At 50.7% G+C, this 17,024-nt stretch carries 15 protein-coding genes and 1 tRNA gene; 12 read left to right on the top strand and 4 right to left on the bottom strand.

Annotated features, from left to right (window positions below; translation table 11 throughout):
• Nucleotides 1–32 precede the first annotated feature (32 nt).
• The 3 genes from serS (at nucleotide 33) to K1X45_RS03695 (ending at nucleotide 3,787) form a co-directional block, all read left to right on the top strand.
• Nucleotides 33–1,313 carry a serine--tRNA ligase gene (gene serS, locus K1X45_RS03705; protein WP_220159878.1) on the top strand — a complete coding sequence of 427 codons (1,281 nt, stop codon included), beginning with the start codon at nucleotides 33–35 and terminating at the stop codon, nucleotides 1,311–1,313.
• Between the two features lie 137 nt (nucleotides 1,314–1,450).
• Nucleotides 1,451–2,128 (top strand): protein-L-isoaspartate(D-aspartate) O-methyltransferase, encoded by a 678-nt coding sequence (locus tag K1X45_RS03700; RefSeq protein WP_022711482.1) that lies wholly within the window; start codon nucleotides 1,451–1,453, stop codon nucleotides 2,126–2,128.
• Between the two features lie 423 nt (nucleotides 2,129–2,551).
• Nucleotides 2,552–3,787, top strand: coding sequence for a LysM peptidoglycan-binding domain-containing protein (locus K1X45_RS03695; protein ID WP_370627139.1), 1,236 nt, complete (start codon nucleotides 2,552–2,554; stop codon nucleotides 3,785–3,787).
• A gap of 108 nt (nucleotides 3,788–3,895) precedes the next feature.
• Here K1X45_RS03695 and K1X45_RS03690 read toward each other — a convergent pair whose 3' ends face one another.
• On the bottom strand, nucleotides 3,896–4,762 hold the full coding sequence (locus tag K1X45_RS03690) for an ATP-binding protein (RefSeq protein ID WP_116087530.1): 867 nt from the start codon (nucleotides 4,760–4,762) through the stop codon (nucleotides 3,896–3,898).
• Nucleotides 4,763–5,230: 468 nt separating this feature from the next.
• Between K1X45_RS03690 and yajC the strand changes: the two genes are divergently transcribed.
• The 4 genes from yajC (at nucleotide 5,231) to K1X45_RS03670 (ending at nucleotide 9,572) form a co-directional block, all read left to right on the top strand.
• Nucleotides 5,231–5,572, top strand: a complete 342-nt coding sequence (gene yajC, locus K1X45_RS03685) for a preprotein translocase subunit YajC (RefSeq protein ID WP_022711479.1) — start codon at nucleotides 5,231–5,233, stop codon at nucleotides 5,570–5,572.
• Nucleotides 5,573–5,863: 291 nt separating this feature from the next.
• Nucleotides 5,864–8,113 (top strand): protein translocase subunit SecD, encoded by a 2,250-nt coding sequence (secD, locus tag K1X45_RS03680; RefSeq protein WP_075655705.1) that lies wholly within the window; start codon nucleotides 5,864–5,866, stop codon nucleotides 8,111–8,113.
• A 189-nt stretch (nucleotides 8,114–8,302) separates the two neighbouring features.
• On the top strand, nucleotides 8,303–8,692 hold the full coding sequence (locus tag K1X45_RS03675; protein WP_213598225.1) for an Mth938-like domain-containing protein: 390 nt from the start codon (nucleotides 8,303–8,305) through the stop codon (nucleotides 8,690–8,692).
• Between the two features lie 4 nt (nucleotides 8,693–8,696).
• On the top strand, nucleotides 8,697–9,572 hold the full coding sequence (locus tag K1X45_RS03670) for a phytoene/squalene synthase family protein (protein ID WP_255560516.1): 876 nt from the start codon (nucleotides 8,697–8,699) through the stop codon (nucleotides 9,570–9,572).
• 166 nt (nucleotides 9,573–9,738) lie between these two features.
• On the opposite strand, the gene K1X45_RS03665 is transcribed toward K1X45_RS03670, so the two are convergent.
• The 3 genes from K1X45_RS03665 to K1X45_RS03655 form a co-directional block, all read right to left on the bottom strand.
• A complete protein-coding gene (locus tag K1X45_RS03665; protein ID WP_220159876.1) occupies nucleotides 9,739–10,785 on the bottom strand; it encodes a hypothetical protein in 1,047 nt (348 codons plus the stop codon).
• 254 nt (nucleotides 10,786–11,039) lie between these two features.
• Complete coding sequence (gene trmFO / locus K1X45_RS03660; RefSeq protein WP_220159875.1) at nucleotides 11,040–12,443, bottom strand: methylenetetrahydrofolate--tRNA-(uracil(54)-C(5))-methyltransferase (FADH(2)-oxidizing) TrmFO; 1,404 nt, start codon at nucleotides 12,441–12,443, stop codon at nucleotides 11,040–11,042.
• Between the two features lie 395 nt (nucleotides 12,444–12,838).
• Nucleotides 12,839–12,991: a DUF1127 domain-containing protein gene (locus tag K1X45_RS03655; protein ID WP_022711474.1), complete on the bottom strand. Its 153-nt coding sequence runs from the start codon at nucleotides 12,989–12,991 to the stop codon at nucleotides 12,839–12,841.
• Between the two features lie 448 nt (nucleotides 12,992–13,439).
• On the opposite strand from K1X45_RS03655, the gene K1X45_RS03650 reads away from it, so the two are divergent.
• The 5 genes from K1X45_RS03650 (at nucleotide 13,440) to K1X45_RS03630 (ending at nucleotide 16,981) form a co-directional block, all read left to right on the top strand.
• The gene (locus K1X45_RS03650) at nucleotides 13,440–13,895 is read left to right on the top strand and encodes a hypothetical protein (RefSeq protein WP_220159874.1); all 456 of its coding nucleotides are present in this window, start codon (nucleotides 13,440–13,442) and stop codon (nucleotides 13,893–13,895) included.
• Between the two features lie 83 nt (nucleotides 13,896–13,978).
• Complete coding sequence (locus tag K1X45_RS03645; RefSeq protein WP_220159873.1) at nucleotides 13,979–14,917, top strand: sterol desaturase family protein; 939 nt, start codon at nucleotides 13,979–13,981, stop codon at nucleotides 14,915–14,917.
• 93 nt (nucleotides 14,918–15,010) lie between these two features.
• Nucleotides 15,011–16,186 carry a DUF2157 domain-containing protein gene (locus K1X45_RS03640; RefSeq protein ID WP_220159872.1) on the top strand — a complete coding sequence of 392 codons (1,176 nt, stop codon included), beginning with the start codon at nucleotides 15,011–15,013 and terminating at the stop codon, nucleotides 16,184–16,186.
• Nucleotides 16,183–16,764: a GDYXXLXY domain-containing protein gene (locus tag K1X45_RS03635; protein WP_220159871.1), complete on the top strand. Its 582-nt coding sequence runs from the start codon at nucleotides 16,183–16,185 to the stop codon at nucleotides 16,762–16,764. The genes K1X45_RS03640 and K1X45_RS03635 overlap by 4 nt, the downstream gene beginning before the upstream one ends.
• A 134-nt stretch (nucleotides 16,765–16,898) precedes the next feature.
• Nucleotides 16,899–16,981: transfer RNA gene (locus tag K1X45_RS03630), tRNA-Leu, on the top strand.
• Nucleotides 16,982–17,024: the final 43 nt, after the last annotated feature.

The raw sequence follows: 17,024 nt of genomic DNA, 5'->3' as shown, positions 1-17,024 counted from the left end.
TGAACCTGAACCTAAAAATAACGGTACTTCCAATGCTGGACATTAAATGGATACGCGAAAACCCTGAAGCTCTTGATGCTGCTCTGCAAAAGCGCGGAGCCTCTGCTGTATCCTCCGATGTGTTGGCGCTGGATGAAGCCCGCCGTCAGCATATCGCCAAGGTGCAGGAAGCGCAGGAGCGCCGCAATGCCGCCTCGAAAGAGATCGGCAAAGCGATGGGCGAAAAAGATATGGCGACCGCTGACCGTCTGAAGGCGGAAGTTGCCGAACTGAAAACCTTCCTCACCGAAGCGGAAGAAGAAGAGCGTCGCCTTGATAAAGCGCTGAATGATGTTCTCTCGAGCCTGCCGAATGTGCCTTATGACAGCGTTCCAGTCGGTAAAGACGAGAATGACAATGTCGAGACACGTCGTGTCGGCAATATCCGTAATTACGGTTTTGAACCGAAAGAGCATTTTGAACTGGGCGAAGCCCTCGGTCTGATGGATTTCGAGCGCGCTACCCGCATGTCCGGTTCGCGCTTTACCGTGCTGAAAGGTGCGCTTGCGCGTCTGGAGCGTGCGCTTGGTCAGTTCATGCTTGATCTGCATACCACAGAACATGGTTATTCTGAAACCATGGTGCCACTGATGGTGCGTGATGATGCGGTTTATGGCACAGGCCAGCTGCCGAAATTCTCGGAAGACCTGTTCCGCACCACTGACGGCCGTTGGCTGATCCCGACTGCGGAAGTGCCGCTGACCAATCTCGTTAATGGTGAGATTGTGGATGGCGCTGAATTGCCGATGCGTGTGACTGCGCTGACACCATGCTTCCGCTCGGAGGCAGGTTCTGCCGGTCGCGATACACGCGGTATGCTGCGTCAGCACCAGTTCTGGAAAGTGGAAATGGTATCGGTCACCGATGCGGAAAGCTCGGAAGCCGAACTTGAACGCATGACCGGTTGTGCTGAAGAAGTTTTGAAGCGTCTCGGTCTGCCATTCCGCACTGTTACACTTTGCACCGGTGATATGGGCTTCGGCGCACAGAAAACCTACGATATCGAAGTATGGCTGCCGGGTCAGAACACATTCCGCGAAATCTCCAGCTGCTCGGTCTGCGGTGATTTTCAGGGACGTCGCATGAATGCGCGTTACCGTGCTGCCGGTGAAAAAGCGACCCGTTTTGTTCACACGCTGAACGGTTCCGGTGTTGCTGTCGGTCGTGCGCTGATTGCAGTGATGGAAAACTATCAGGAAGAAGATGGCAGCATCACCATTCCTGAGGTTTTGGTGCCTTATATGGGCGGCATGACCCGTATCGAAAAAGCCTGATATTCAGGTTTGGATTAAGGAAATGCCGGAGGCGGAAATGTCTCCGGCATTTTTATTTCTTCGCATTATCTCTGAATTTACAATTTTAAAGGATGATGCTGCCTGATCGGCTATAAATCTGACTTCGGGCAGGGTTCATGAATATTCATATGCAGGCAAATACGGGCAAATATCGCATGAGCGGCAAAGAAGGTTTTGCCTCTTTTGTATTGCGTATGCGCAGTCGCGGTTTGCACGATCCGCGTTTGTTTGCAGCAATTGAAGCCACGCCGCGTCAGCATTTCATCAATTCAGCCTATCAGGATTTTGCCTATAGCAATCGTGTTTTGCCGCTGGCTTGCGGCGAATCAATTGAGGGGCTGGACGATCAGGCGCGTTTTCTTTCGGCTTTGTCGCTTGAAGCGGGACATCGCGTGCTGGAAATTGGCACAGGCTCGGGTTTCACTGCCGCTGTTATGGCGCGCCTAGCCGCGCGTGTGACAACGATTGAGCGTTATAAGACTCTGGCAGAAGCCGCGCGTAATCAGTTTCAGGCGCATCAGATCGAAAATGTTGTTTGCAAACATGCAGATGGCCGCCACGGTGTAGCCGGTGGTCCTTATGACCGTATTATCGTCTGGCTGGCTTCGGATGCAATGCCGCGGCAATATCTGGATCTGCTGGCAACGCATGGCGTGATGATTGCGCCGGTCGGGCAGGGTGACGGGCAACAGGTCATGTGCCGCATGGCCAAAGTCGGCAGCCGTTTTGAGCGCGAAGACCTGATGATGGTGCGTTATCAGCCGTTTATCGAAGGCTCTGCTGCGTTTCTCTGAAACTTCGGCTGATTTTATTTCCCGGTTTTTATAGTTGTCACAGTGCTCTGACAGGCTTCGGAGTAGCATATCGTGTATCAAATTTGCCTGATTTAGCGATTATGGTATCCGTTTGATGAATCTTTTAATTTTTTTACAGCAATTTTAACCAGCAGGTAACATTAACGCGCTTTAATAAGTCTACTTAGAGTTTCGGGTATGGACGGGTTGAATATGCGTAAAAAAGTTTTGCATCATGCGTCCGAGCGTCTTCTGCGTCATAGCGCGGTCATCCTGCTTGCAGGTGTGGTTGCTGGCTGTAGCGGGGATATGACACGCTTTACGGATGGCCTTACGACTGGATCGACGAATAATCAGCGCGCGATTATGCAGTCACAGAATCAGTCCTATCAGCAGAATAACGGCGCGGATAATTATCCGTCGATGCCGGCTGCGCAGCGTGTGGCTTCCGGTAATGTGCAGCGTAACGAGTTGCCGCCGGTAGGAACTGCCGCGCCGATGGGCGCTGCACAGGTTGTGCAGAATAATGTTCAGAACTCTGTTCAGTCCGTACGCGATCAGGTGACACAGCAGGTTGCAATGGCTGGCAGCAATATGACCAATGCTGCGGCAAGTTCGGTTAATAATGCGATGGTGCAGCCGGGTGAAACACTTTACGGCGTTGCCCGCCGGTTTAATGTGTCTCCGAATGATCTGATGGCTGCGAATAATATTACTGACCCGAATATGCTGCGGGCAGGGCAGACACTGACAATTCCGGGCGTTAAAGCCGCTGCCGGCGGCGCATTGGTTGCTGCTGCCAATGGCGGTACGCAGACCCTTGGTCAGCTGAAATCAAACGGCACACAGGCTGTTGCCAATGCTCAGCAGGCTGCAACGAATAAAGTGAATAATGCTGTTGCCAATGCAGGCGCAAAAGTAGCTGCTGCGACCGGCGGTTACACTGTGCAGAGCGGTGATACGCTGCATGCGATTGCCCAGCGCAATGGTGTGACGGCTGCAGCTCTGAAACAAGCGAACGGCATGAGCGACGGTACAATCCGCGTCGGTCAGTCTCTGGTGATCCCTGTTGCGGCGACTGCTGCAGCAACGCAGGTCGCGGCTGTTGCCAAGCCGGTTCAGGCCGCGGTTGATACGACAGTAAAAACAGCTTCAACCCCGCCTGCAGCTGCAAAACAGGTGCCGGATGGCAGCGTAAAGCCTTATACACCGCCGCAGGCGAGCAATAAGGTGATTGAAGAAGCCGAGCAGGATGTCGCCATGGCGCCTTCTGCAACCGGTATCTCGCAGATGCGCTGGCCGGTACGCGGCAAGGTGCTGACCAGCTTTGGTCAGCGTGACGGCGGTACTGTGAATGACGGTATCGACATTATGGTGCCGGAAGGTACGCCGGTTAAGGCAGCCGAAAACGGTGTGGTTATCTATGCCGGTGACGGGCTGAAGGAATTTGGTCAGACTGTTCTGGTGCGCCACGAAAATGGTCTTGTGACTGTCTATGGTCATAACAGCAAGATCAATGTGCAGCGCGGTCAGAAAGTGCGTCGCGGTGAGGAAATTGCCCGTTCCGGTATGAGCGGCAATGCAAAATCGCCAAAGCTGCATTTTGAAGTGCGCAAGAACTCAACGCCGGTTAATCCGTCGAAATATCTGGAAACATAATTCTCAGAATATAGAGCGCCATGTGCCATGCAAAGGACGTTCTAACTCTTTAAAATTATGCTCTGAATTGAAAAAAAGCCCGCTGCATCATGCCGCGGGCTTTTTTGTTTATGCATGAATGGAAATGCCAAGCCTGCCGGCCAAATCTTGTACATATTGCCAGGCAACGCGGCCTGAACGGTTGCCGCGTGTGGTTGACCATTCGAGAGCTTCCGCATGCAGCTTCTCAACCGGATAATTGAAGCCGTAATGCGCAGCATAGCCGTCGACCATCGCCAGATAATCATCCTGATTGCATTTATGGAAGCCAAGCCACAGACCAAAGCGGTCGGAGAGAGAGACTTTTTCTTCTGTCGCTTCAGACGGATTGATAGCGCTGGAACGCTCATTATCAATCATTTCACGCGGCATCAGATGGCGGCGGTTGGATGTGGCATAGAAAATCACATTATCAGGACGGCCTTCGACACCGCCTTCAAGCGCAGCTTTCAGTGATTTGTAGGATGTATCGTCATGGTCAAAGGACAGGTCATCACAAAACAGAATGAAACGGTAGTCGCTCTCCTTGATGAGATTCATCAATACCGGCAGGCTGTTGATATCTTCGCGGTGAATTTCAATGAGTTTCAACGGCTTTTCAGCGGTTTGGTTGACTGAAGCTTGTGCGGCCTTGACCAGTGAGGATTTGCCCATGCCGCGTGCACCCCAGAGCAGCACATTGTTGGCGGGCAGGCCGCGGGCAAAGCGCTCGGTATTGCTCACCAGCTGATCGCGCACATGATCAACGCCATGAATGAGGCCGAGATCAACACGGTTGACCTTTTTGACCGGTGCCAGTTCAAGGCGGGAAGGCTCCCAGACAAAAGTATCAGCACTCTCCGCCTGTAACGGTTTGGGGGCAGGTGGCGCCATACGTTCAAGAACAGCCAGCAGCTGATCCAGTTTTGTACTTAATAATTGCTCAGTCGTGTTCATTTTAAAGCCTGTATTCTATCCGCGGCACTCTTGTATCCGGTCCTCAGACTTATGACGGGATGCAAGAATGCCCGGATTTTAAGTAAAGCACTTGAGCTGTAGCTACCGGCTTTACCGGACTGTTTCTGTTTGCTTCTTAAAGACTGCCTTCAAGAACAGTCTGACTTTAGCAAGATTATTGTCTTTGAATAGTACTCATGGGTACGGTTGTGTGAAAATATTGTATTTGTGCCGGTAACCAAGGCCGGAGTGAAAAAAATGATGGCCGCACTGGTAAAGTGGATTAAGAATTTGCATCTATGGTTGCATAACGGCGTATAACCGTTGTAATGCGCAGTGAATAAATTTGATGCATGCCGGTGAAATATGACGGCTTTGGCTACATAATTCCCTAACCCGCAATCGGTTTAAGGAATTCTGCAGCCGAGAAGCATCGGACAGTTTTCAGTTTGACGAGGAGTCACTTACATGTTTGTTACCCCTGCTTACGCTCAGGCCGCCGGTGGTGCCGGTGGCGCGGATATGCTGATGAGCATTCTGCCGTTTATCCTTATTTTCGTTGTTATGTATTTCCTGATTATCCGTCCTCAGCGTAATCAGATGAAAAAACGCGGCGAAATGCTGACCAATATCCGCCGCAATGACACGATCATTACCGGTGGCGGCATCATCGCTAAAGTTACCAAAGTGATCGATGATAATGAACTGGAAGCTGAAATTGCTGACGGTATCAAAATCCGCGTTTTGCGTTCCACCATCGGTGATGTGCGCACCCGTGGTGAACCGGTTGCCGACAACAAGAACAAGTAAGCTTATTGCTTATTGTTATTAAAGCCCGCTTCGAGCGGGCTTTTTTATTGGCCTGAAACTATAATTTGATGTGCTGCAATAGCGCATCATCAGCTTAAAATCTGCGCCATCCGCCTGTGTGCCTGCTGAGATTTGTACGAATCACGTATAAGATCAGAAAATGAGGTGGTGTAAGCAGAATTTGCCGTGTTTTATTCGGCAGTTATTCTCAAAAACATTACTGTTACGTCTGATCCTGTCTGTTTTGCGGATTTGCTGCAAAGCGGCATCAATTTTACGGATGGATTGCCGATGCTCTATTTCCCGCGCTGGAAATCGGTACTGATCTGGCTGGTCGTTCTGGCCGGTTTTATCTTCGCATTACCTAATTTCTTTTCCGCTCAGCAATTGTCGGGTCTGCCTGACGGTTTCCCGAAAGGGCAGATTATCACCGGTCTTGATCTGACAGGCGGTACGCGCGTTGTTCTGGCATCGCCGAAAATTACTGCAGAAGATCTGGATAAAAGCGCAGCCGTTATGGCTGATCGTCTGTCTGAGCTGGGCTATGATAATGCCCGTATCAATGTGCAGAACAAAAACCAGATACGCGCTGAAGTGCCGGATGTTTATGATGCACAGCTCATCAAAGATCTCCTGAGCCTGAAGGGCGATATCAATTTCCGTCAGGCGAAAATAGTAACGACACCTGATCCGCTGGCTGAAGGGCTGGTTCCGCAGGATTCGGAAATCATCTATTCATTTGATGATCCGCCGGTTGGTTATATTGTTAAAAAAGCACCAGTTCTTACCGGTGAAGACATTGCCGATGCGGAAGTCGGTGTGAATACCGCGCAGGATTCAGTGATTACCATCTCCCTGACGGAAGAGGGCACAAAGGATCTGGCTGATTTTACGACCAAGAATACCGGCTCTGTTCTTGCTGTTGTGATTGATAATCAGATTGTGTCGGCTCCGCGTATTCAGGAAGCGATTACGACCGGTAATCTGCAGATCACCGGTGATTTCGATCTGGAAACACTGAGCAATCTTGGTGTTGTTCTGCGTTCGGGGCCGCTTGCTGCTCCGGTTCAGGTTCTGGAAGAGCGCAGTATCGCTTCGGCGCTTGGCCAGAATTATACAAGCTACGGACTGATTACTGCACTGAGCGCGCTTGTGGTTGTCGCCCTGTTTATGGTGCTGTCCTATGGTTTGCTTGGCCTGATCTCTGTGATTGCGCTCGGCGTCAATGTCATGCTGATGATTGCAGTCGTATCATTCTTCGGCGTTGCAGTCGGGTTGGCAACCATTGCCGGTCTGGTGCTGACCATCGGCATGGCCGTGGACAGCAATATCCTGCTGTTTGAGAAAATGCGTGAAGACCGCCGTAACGGTTATTCTGTTGTGCAGGCGATTGAATCCGGTTTTTCCCGTGCGCGTGCCTGTGTGGTGGATGCCAATCTGACAACGCTGATCGCCGCATTGGTATTGCTGATGTTCGGCAGCGGGCCGTTGCATGAATTTGCGATCATCGTGACCATAGGTGTTGCGACGTCACTTTTCACGACCTACACCTTCTCCCGTCTCTTGATTTCTCTCTGGGTTCGCCAGTCAAAACCAACAGTGATTCCGGCGCGTTTCCTCAAGCTGGTGCCAACCAATACCAAAATCGGCTTCATGAAACTGAGTGGTATTACGGCAATTATCTCTGCCGCTGCCTGTGTTGCTGCCCTCGTGTTTTATTTCACCATGGGACTGAATTACGGTATCGATTTCGACGGCGGTTCTTCCGTTGAGTTGCAATCGCGTGAAGGGCCTGCGGATCTGGATGATATTCGTTTGCGTCTGTCCGAGCTGAATATTGACGGTGCGCGGGTGGTGCAGGGTAAAAATGAAAACCTTGCCGAGCTGCTGATCGGTTCACAGGATGCCGGTGATGATGCCGAGCAGACCGTTGTTGTGAAATTGCGTGACGAGTTCGAGCAGGATTATGATTTCCAGCGTGTTGAAGTGGTGGGACCGACGGTTTCCGATCATCTGTCGCGTATTGGTAATGCAGCGCTCGGACTGGCATTGATCGGCGTTTTTGCCTATTTGTGGCTGCGTTTCCGCTGGCAGTTCGCTGTCGGTGCGGTACTGGCAACAACGCATGATATTATCATCATGATCGGTGTTTTTGCGCTGTTCCGCTTTGAATATAATTTGTGGAGCCTTGCGGCGCTGCTGACGGTCATCGGTTATTCGCTTAACGATACGGTGGTCGTGTATGACCGCGTGCGTGATAATTTGCGCCGCTATCCGCAGACGCGGGTCAGTATGCTGGTGGATGCTGCGATCAATCAGACGCTGTCCCGTACAATTCTGACCTCACTGGTCACGCTGCTGGCGCTAATCCCGCTCTACATCTTTGGTGGTGCGGATATCGGTTCTTTTGCAGTGATGATGTCGCTGGGGATTATTATCGCGACCTATTCGTCGATTTATATTGCGGGGCCGCTGCTATGGCTGCTCGGCATCAGACCGTCCGATGTCAGCGAAAATGCGGAACCGCAAACCGCAAGCTGAGTAATCAGCAATATATTAGAATAAACATTGCCCGCAGGTTCTCCTGCGGGCAATGCTGTTTTAATCAGGCTGAAATGCACTGTAATGAACTGGTAAAACTCCCATATTGTTGTAGAAGGGGCGCATATCAGTGCTTGCCATTCATGCGAGGCTAAGCAGATTATAGTGCTCAAGATAAAGAGAGACGAAATGAACACTGGCATTGAAATCCGTGAGGCGCATTTTCCGGGACGGGCACCGATTGATGCCTATGGAAATGGCGGGTTTCGTTTTGCGGAAATGTCGCATCGCGGTTCATTAATGTGTCTGCCGTCCGGCATTCATGGCTGGGAGCCAAAACAGCCGCCAATTCTGACTGTGGCTGATCTGGATATGATCCTGCAACAGGCAAGCGATATTGAAATTCTGCTGGTTGGTACAGGTATGGATCTGCGCCGGATACCGGAAGATGTTAAGGCTGTGCTGCGTGAGCACCGCATTTCATCTGATCCGATGAGCACCGGCGCTGCTGTGCGCACCTATAATGTGCTGCTTGCGGAAGACCGTGCCGTTGCCGCCGCTCTGATTGCCGTGGAGTGAGAGCGTGGCTGAAACTGACAATAAAGCCGTGACACTTTCAGCGGCCGAGACCGGACATTATCAGCATTGCCTGCAATTTCTGCGCCAGAGTGATTTTGACCGCTATCTGGCTGTGCTCTATGCGCCGGAAGATAAGCGGCCTGCGCTTGCTGCGCTCTATGCATTCAATGCAGAAATCGCCCGTATCCGTGATGTGGTACATGATGCATTGCCGGGGGAAGTGCGTCTGCAATGGTGGCGTGATCTTATCAATGGTACCGAGCATGGTGCTGTGACGGGCAATCCAGTGGCTGCTTTATTGCTGCAAGCCATTCAGAATTATCAGCTGCCACGTTCCGTATTTGATGCTTATTGTGAGGCAAGGATTTTTGATCTCTATAATGATCCGATGCCGAGCCGCAATGATCTGGAAGGCTATTGCGGCGAAACCGCCTGTGCCATTTTGCAAATGGCAGCAATGATCTTGGATGCCGATGCGGCGAAATCTTCGGCTGAACTCTCCGGTCATGCGGGTGTTGCGCAGGCTGTCAGCGGTTTGCTTCGACTGATGCCTTTGCATCGCCGCCGCGGGCAGGTCTATGTGCCGGAAGATATGTTACAGGCGGTGGGTGTTACAGCAGAGCAATTTATCAAGGGTGATGACAAAGCGGCTATGCAGCGTGTTGTGGCTGTGGTGACAGCTCTGGCGCGGGAACATTACGCGGCTTTTGAAAAACAGCCTATGCCGGTAAGCCTGAAAGCAGCCTATCTGCCGGTGCGTTTGGTTCCGTTGGTGCTGAAACGCGCAGAGCGCAAGGCTGATCTGTTGGCGGAGCAGGGCATTGACCTGTCACAATTACGGCGCCAGTGGATTTACTTAAAGTCCTCACTTAAAGCGTAATCAGAGCATTTTCGGTTTCGGCGTTTGACTGTGATCTAGAGCGGTTTACGTTCATGTTTGATCGCAGTGCTCGCTCTAGATTGCTTAGTTTATCGCATTATCCCAGACTGTCCAAGTTGACCCAACTTGACTGTGAAATGCTCTAGACGAGAAGGAGATAATCGTTTCATATTGGTGTTTCTTCTTCAGACCGTTTACGCTTATAAAAGTCGATACGTCCACGAACAGCTATATTGGGATCATTCTCCAAGCTTGCAGCGACTTTATCTAATTTCGAGCCGATTTCGGGATAATTTCGAAAGGCGATCAGACCAGAGGCGGCGCGTTTGCGAACCATGGCGGCGCGATCAAGTGCACCCGCTACGATAAGAGTGTAGGGGTCGATAGTTACTGTCACATCGCGTTTTATAAAGACCTGTTCAATTCTGTAGCGTCCCATATAACGATCAATCCAGACTTGTCGTCGCTCACGTGTTGGCCAAGTAACTGTTTGTGAAAGCAGCGCATCTAGTGCCATCGCACGAATATGAGGCAGCTGCGCCTTATAAAACATTCGTTCAAGATGTTGATCGGCTGCAGGATTGCGGCAAATTTCACGAAACTGATAACCTAATTGTGCCTGTCTGGTCGTGACTATATCGTCAATCAGCATCTCAAGCACATCTGGCCTCGTTAGCGTAACGTCAAGTGCCTCCTGGCCTTCTTGGGTCCAGCGCCCCCAATTCATGACGTGCGGCAGCAAAATCCGCAGAGCCGGAACGATGACAACCGCTGGTGTCACCGGCATCAAGCGGTTCATAGTATTTTGTGCAGCTTGGCGAACTTGAGGTGCCCAGTCATTCAGACGCCAGAACAGACCGTATACACTAGCGGGAGTTGTGAGTGGCTCATGAAGTTGATTCAGTGCTGCTTCACGAACCAGACCATCTCCATGAAATATGAAAACGCTGGATAGACCTTGTATTTGTTTTACAGCCTTAATCTCTGTATTGCGAAGTGCGTCTTGATATCGCTCACCTTGCCACCGAGAATAGAGTGAAAATTCTAAACGGATAAATCGCTCTGCATTGCGGATGTCATCAGGTTGTATCATAGAGCTGAGTAGCGATGTTCCGCGATTATAAGTGTTCCTGAAATTTTCAATATCCGCATTGCTAAGCACGGTTTCACTGGCTTCTTCGTAAGTTTTTCTTTTAAAAAAATTCCAGATCATTGCTGCAACCTTATAAATGACGTTCTGCTCTGTATTTCTATCACTGTGAATTTATTAATGTATGAAAATCAAGAAACAGTAAGTTTAAATATAAGTTCACTAATTAATTGAATGGTAACTATAATAATGTGTCAATTATTGGTTGGAATGAAATTGCAGTGAGAATATTCTATATGTCTCAGTATTTCTTGTGAATGAATATTTATGATAATGAAATAATAAAAAAGCCGCCCTTTGAGGCGGCTTTTTAAATGTTACTGCTGTTCTTGCAGCCAGACTTTGAAATCACTCAAAGCGCGGGCACTAAGAGCGCGTTTTTTGGCCTGTGTCTTTTCCTTGCCGCGCAGACGCACACCTTCCTGTTTCGGAACTGTAACTTCCGGAAACAGGCCGAAATTCACATTCATCGGCTGGAAAGAACGCTTGCCCGGTTCATCATCGCTAACCAGATGGCCGCCGGTAATGTGATTGAGCAAGGCGCCAAAAGCTGTTGTGACGGGCGGTGGCGGCAAAGTTTCACCACGCTGCTGTGCAGCTGCAAAACGACCGGCGAGCAAACCCATCGCTGAAGATTCCACATAGCCTTCACAACCGGTAATCTGGCCTGCAAAACGGATCTGCGGGCGGGGTTTCAGGCGCAGACTGGTATCAAGCAGGATCGGTGAATTGAGATAGGTATTGCGGTGCAAACCGCCGAGACGGGCAAATTCCGCATTCTCCAGACCAGGTATCATGCGCAAAATCCGGGTCTGTTCGCCATATTTCAGCTTGGTCTGGAAACCGACCATATTATAGAGCGTGCCGAGTGCATTATCCTGACGAAGCTGCACAACTGCATAGGGCTTCACATCGCGATTATGGGCATTGGTCAGCCCCATCGGTTTCATCGGACCGTGGCGCAATGTTTCAGGGCCGCGCTCTGCCATTACTTCAATCGGCAGACAGCCGTCGAAATAAGGTGTGCCTTCCCATTCTTTGAACTCGGTTTTTTCACCGTCAATCAAAGCCTGAATGAAAGCCTGATATTGCTCTTTATCCATCGGGCAGTTGATATAGTCTTTGCCTGTGCCGCCCGGACCAACTTTGTCATAGCGCGACTGGAACCAGCAGATATCCATATTGATACTGTCAAAATGGATGATCGGCGCAATCGCATCAAAGAAGGCGAGGGAATCGGCTTCGGTTTCCTGTGCGATTGCCTCCGCCAGTTCTGCGGCGGTCAGCGGACCGGTGGCGATGATGGTATTGCCCCAGTCTTCCGGTGGCAGGCCTTCAACCACTTCACGCTGAATAGTGATGAGCGGATGCGCTTCAAGCTTTGCAGTGACTGCATCAGAGAAGCAGTCACGGTCAACCGCCAGCGCACCACCGGCCGGAACCTGATTGGCATCGGCGCAGGCCATAATCAGCGAATTGGCCAGACGCATTTCAGCATGGAGCACGCCAACGGCATTGGTTTCAGCATCATCTGAGCGGAAGGAGTTGGAGCATACAAGCTCAGCCAGTCCGTGGGTCTTATGCGCATCTGTACCGCGCACGGGACGCATTTCATGAATGATGACGGGAATGCCTGCTTCAGCAATCTGCCATGCCGCTTCGCTGCCTGCGAGGCCGCCGCCGATAATGTGAACAGGTGAATAGGATGATAAATTGGACATGCTTTGTCCAATACCGCTTTTGCAACGCGGCATCAATCACCTCTGTGCCAGATCACAAGCTTTTGCGGATAGGAATAATGGATAAAAAAATAGCCCTGTCGCAGGAGGGAGGGCGACAGAGCTATCTTAAGGAGGACTGATATGGGGGGATATCAGTCAGCGCAGAATGGAGGACATAGTCCTGACAGCGCTATGCCTGCTGAAAAACGGGAGGGACAACAGCAGGCAATAAAACATGACCGGTACGGGAGGAGGAATACCGGTCATGAAAGGGGAGGATGTTTATCCGTCCGCGCCGGTGGTTGAAAAACTCCGGCACAGATATTTCGTGGCATACATAGTATCAGTTCAGGCGAATTCCAGATCCTGACAGTTTTAGCAATGACTTGCTTAAATTACATACCGGCAGTGTTGGACTTGCGGGCGATGTAAGGAATGTCGGAGCGGGAGATGCCGAGATCGCCGAGTTCACGGTTGGACAAACGGTTCAGTTCGGAAACTGTGTCACGGTAACGGCGCCAGTTGTTGAAAGAGCGAATGATGTTCATTTTTAAACCCTCGATTGTGTTCAGTTGTGTTGTGTAATCTGTTGTCCTGTATATAGCCTGTGTGTTTAGAAATGAGGAGAGACAAGATTGCATAGCTCCTCTGCGAGCCTTGCAGACCTCATTTAAACGATTTAAATCGCTATTTAGTCGCTATTTGGACAAAATTGGTGTCGGTCGCAATTTTCGTTCGTTAAACTGTGATTGCGGGTAATTTAAATGCGATATTGCGCATTAAGCCTCACAAAAATATCGCCTGTGGGTTGTGTAGAAATTGTGACATTTCAAGAGCTATGCAAAGCAGCACGGCATTAAGGTTAGCGACTGGTAAAATTGCGGGCTGGTTATTGAGTGGCAGTGCGATTTTTGGATACTTGAATGCGGGGAATTTTCGTGGGAACCTTGTTTTCATGAAGGGGAACGGCTTGTTTATAGGGGGAGATCAGGTCGCTTGCTGAGTTTGCCTGTACTCATTGGCATGATCGTCGCCGGTATTATCACCGGCGCAGTGGCTGTTCATCTGCTTGGCGGTAACCGGCAGGCGGTTTTAGACAGCGATAAGGATGTGCTGGAGCGTTTCCGGCAGGATTATCCGGAAAGCCTGATCACCCGCATTTATTATACTCAAGACCGGCGCACTGCTTTTTTCGACCTGCCGCAGCAGGGAACCGGTATTGTTCATGCGGTGGGTGCTAAATTTCTGACACGCATTTTAAAAGCGCAAGATATTGCGGAAATCCGGAAGCAGGATGAAACAAGACTGTTTCTGCAGATGCATGATTTTACATGGCCTGCGGCTGCTTTTTCTTTCGATGACAAAAAGACACGTGATCAGGTCTGTGAATGGCTGGAGCATTTCACAGTCAAGTTGGATCAACTTGACGCCCGTGATAGTGCGGCCAAATAAAGAATCTGGAGCGAGCGCTATGATCCAATCAGGACGTAAACCGCTCTAGCGCGGCCTCAACAATAAAAAGGGGAGTTGTCTTTATGAATGATCCGGCATTCTTCGACGTGACACTGCTGGCAGTGCCCTTATATCTCCTTGCGATCATGATCGAGCTGGTTGCGGTGCGTTATTGGCATCGCAAGGGCGAATTTGAAGCCCGTGATGCGCTGACCAGCCTGTTAATGGGCACCGGTAATGTTGTGGCAGGGCTGTTGCTCGGTTTTGTTTCTGTCACAGCTTTGCTGTGGGTATGGCAGTTCCGTTTCTTTGACCTCGGCCTGCATTGGTGGGTCTTTATCGCTGCCTTTATTTTTGATGATCTGCGCTATTACTGGTATCACCGTATTGCCCATCGGGTGCGCTGGGTCTGGGCGGAGCATGTCAATCATCATTCCAGCCAGCACTATAATCTGACCACGGCGCTGCGTCAGTCTTGGACAGGGCAGATTACCGGCATGTTTATATTGCAGGTGCCGCTGGTATTGCTGGGCTTTCATCCGGCAGTGATTGCTTTTGTCTATGGCTTTAATCTGATCTACCAGTTCTGGATTCATACCGAGGCAATCGGCAAAATGTGGAAGCCTATTGAACTCATATTCAATACGCCGTCGCATCACCGTGTGCATCATGCGACCAATCCGCGATATCTGGATGCGAATTTTGCCGGTACGCTGATTATCTGGGACCGATTATTCGGCACATTTGTGGAAGAATTGCCGGAGGATATGCCGCGCTACGGGATTGTGCGCAATATCGGTACTTTCAATCCGGTGCGGGTGGCATTTCATGAATGGGCGGGGATGATAAAAGATGTGTTTGCGCCGGGGCTGAGCCTGCGGCAAAGGCTGATGTATATGGCAGCGCCGCCCGGCTGGAGCCATGACGGCAGCCGTAAAACATCGGAAGATCTGAAAGCGGATTATGTGCGCCTGAACCCTGATGAAGCCGGCAAACCGGGATTGCCTGAGCACTCGTCTTAATTTAACACGATAATAAAGCTATGCGCTCGTCTCTTGCATCGGGCAGGTTTGTTCTTATGCAAGCCGCAGCAACCATTATAACAGGATCGCCATTTGTCCATTTTTGTTTCTCTTGCACATCAGATTGACCAATGGCAGTCCCAAGGGCTGCTGGATCAGGAAACCGCAGACAGGCTGCGTCTTGATGTTAAAACCCGCAAGAACGGCTTTGGTATTGGCGGTGTTCTCGCCGTGCTTGGCGCATTGTTGCTTGGCGCGGCGCTGATCCTGTTTGTTGCAGCCAATTGGGAAGTCATACCGCGTGTCTGGCGCGTGGCGCTTATCCTGTTTGTCATGTGGAGCGGTTATCTTGGCGGCGCATGGTTACAGAGGCGCAGCGACAGCGGGCAGGGCAGCACATTGGCGGCGGTTTTTGCACCGGCGCTCTATCTGCTCTCGGCCATTACCTATGGTGCCGGTATCGCGCTGATCGGGCAGATGTATCATATGTCCGGTGATATGACGACGGCGGCACTGGCATGGGGCGTTGGTGTGCTGGTTGCTGCGGTGCTGCTGCGCGCGCCGATTTTGACCGCTGCGGCATTGGGTATCGGTGGCTTTTATCTGTCAACCGTGCTGAATGAGCTTGGCGGGCAGGTCAATCTGGTTGCATCTTATCGCTGGGTTATGCCGCTTTATATTCTCGCCTGTGTCGGAGCCATTATCTACACAAAAGCGGATAAGGCCATGCATTTGCTGGCCGCGCTGACACTGGCTTATTTTCTCACTTTGTATTTTGATATTGAAAATCAGGCGATCCTGATCCTGATGATTGCCCTTGGCGCTGTGCTGGTGATTTGTCAGGGGCGTTGGCCGGCCTTTGAACGTTACAGCTACAGATTTGGCTCGCAGCTGGCCGGTTATGGTCTGGCCTCGTTGCTGATCGCGCTGTTTATCTTTCAGGTTGAGCATAAAGACCTGTTCAATAGCTATGAGGCCGGTGCCGATGCGGTCTATTCGCTGGTGGCAATTGCCGTCTGTGTTTTTGCGCTGATTATCGCCGGTGAAAAAAGCGGACAATTACGCTGGTTTGCCTATGCGGGCTTCTCTCTGCATGTGTTGTATCTGGCGACTGTGACCGTGGGGACGATGATTGGCACGTCCGGTGTCTTCCTGATTGGCGGTCTGCTGGTGATGGGGCTGGCTTATTTGGTTACCCGCATGGAAAAATATCTGCATGGCTCAACTGTTAAATCGGTGTCCGTTCATGATGGGGAGCAGCAGCCATGAGTTTTCTTAAAAAGCGCTGGCTTTATGTCGCTGCCATTATCGCGGCATTGTTGCAGTCGGGGGTGATGCTGGCAGGCGTTCAGCAGCGTATCAGTATTCTGCGCAGCGGTTCGGAAGTGGTGCTGCGGACTTTGCCGATTGACCCACGTGATCTGATGCGCGGCGATTATGTTATTCTGAGCTATGAAATTTCCCGCTTGCCTGCACATATGATTAGCGGTCAGCCGAAACGCAAAAGCGGGCTGAACTATATTTATGTCGTGCTGGCGAAACAGGCCGATGGTTTGTGGGAGGCGAAGCGGGCGCAATTTGATGTTCCGGATGCATTAAAAGACGGTGAAATCTTTTTGCGCGGGGAGGTTGAGGCTCCGTTTCAACTCTTTGACAGCTATTCAATCCTTCCTGTTGTTTATGGCATTGAGCGCTATTATGTGCCAGAGGGCGAGGGGCTGGCCGTTGAAAATGCCCAGCGCGACAGCAACGTGGATATCGTTCTGTCAGTGAATGAAAAAGGCGTCGCGGCGATCCGTGCGCTCAGGATTGACGGCAAACAGGTTTTTGATGAACCGCTGTTCTGAGGTGAGGCGGCAAAGGGAAAATGATAAGATCTGTGTATGACAGTCTCTTATCAAAAATAATCTGTTTTTTCCCTTTGAAGCCTGAAAATTGAATGCTATAGAGCGGCGCACATCAAAGCATACGTGCTTCGGTTGCGGATATGGCGAAATTGGTAGACGCACCAGATTTAGGTTCTGGCGGGAGACCGTGGGGGTTCGAGTCCCTCTATCCGCACCACTTTTATTCTCTCTGTTGTTTTAAAGTCTTTGTAATTGCTGCG

Source organism: Pseudochrobactrum sp. Wa41.01b-1, assembly GCF_019464455.1.
Lineage (GTDB): Bacteria > Pseudomonadota > Alphaproteobacteria > Rhizobiales > Rhizobiaceae > Pseudochrobactrum > Pseudochrobactrum saccharolyticum.
Note: the sequence above shows the minus strand (reverse complement) of the source record. Positions and strands in the feature narration are given on the sequence as shown.

Coding starts and splice junctions, on each gene's coding strand:
- serS (WP_220159878.1), top strand. CDS start 33: ATGCTGGACATTAAATGGATACGCGAAAACCCTGAAGCTCTTGATGCT.
- K1X45_RS03700 (WP_022711482.1), top strand. CDS start 1,451: ATGAATATTCATATGCAGGCAAATACGGGCAAATATCGCATGAGCGGC.
- K1X45_RS03695 (WP_370627139.1), top strand. CDS start 2,552: ATGCCGGCTGCGCAGCGTGTGGCTTCCGGTAATGTGCAGCGTAACGAG.
- K1X45_RS03690 (WP_116087530.1), bottom strand. CDS start 4,762: ATGAACACGACTGAGCAATTATTAAGTACAAAACTGGATCAGCTGCTG.
- yajC (WP_022711479.1), top strand. CDS start 5,231: ATGTTTGTTACCCCTGCTTACGCTCAGGCCGCCGGTGGTGCCGGTGGC.
- secD (WP_075655705.1), top strand. CDS start 5,864: ATGCTCTATTTCCCGCGCTGGAAATCGGTACTGATCTGGCTGGTCGTT.
- K1X45_RS03675 (WP_213598225.1), top strand. CDS start 8,303: ATGAACACTGGCATTGAAATCCGTGAGGCGCATTTTCCGGGACGGGCA.
- K1X45_RS03665 (WP_220159876.1), bottom strand. CDS start 10,785: ATGATCTGGAATTTTTTTAAAAGAAAAACTTACGAAGAAGCCAGTGAA.
- trmFO (WP_220159875.1), bottom strand. CDS start 12,443: ATGTCCAATTTATCATCCTATTCACCTGTTCACATTATCGGCGGCGGC.
- K1X45_RS03655 (WP_022711474.1), bottom strand. CDS start 12,991: ATGAACATCATTCGCTCTTTCAACAACTGGCGCCGTTACCGTGACACA.
- K1X45_RS03645 (WP_220159873.1), top strand. CDS start 13,979: ATGAATGATCCGGCATTCTTCGACGTGACACTGCTGGCAGTGCCCTTA.
- K1X45_RS03635 (WP_220159871.1), top strand. CDS start 16,183: ATGAGTTTTCTTAAAAAGCGCTGGCTTTATGTCGCTGCCATTATCGCG.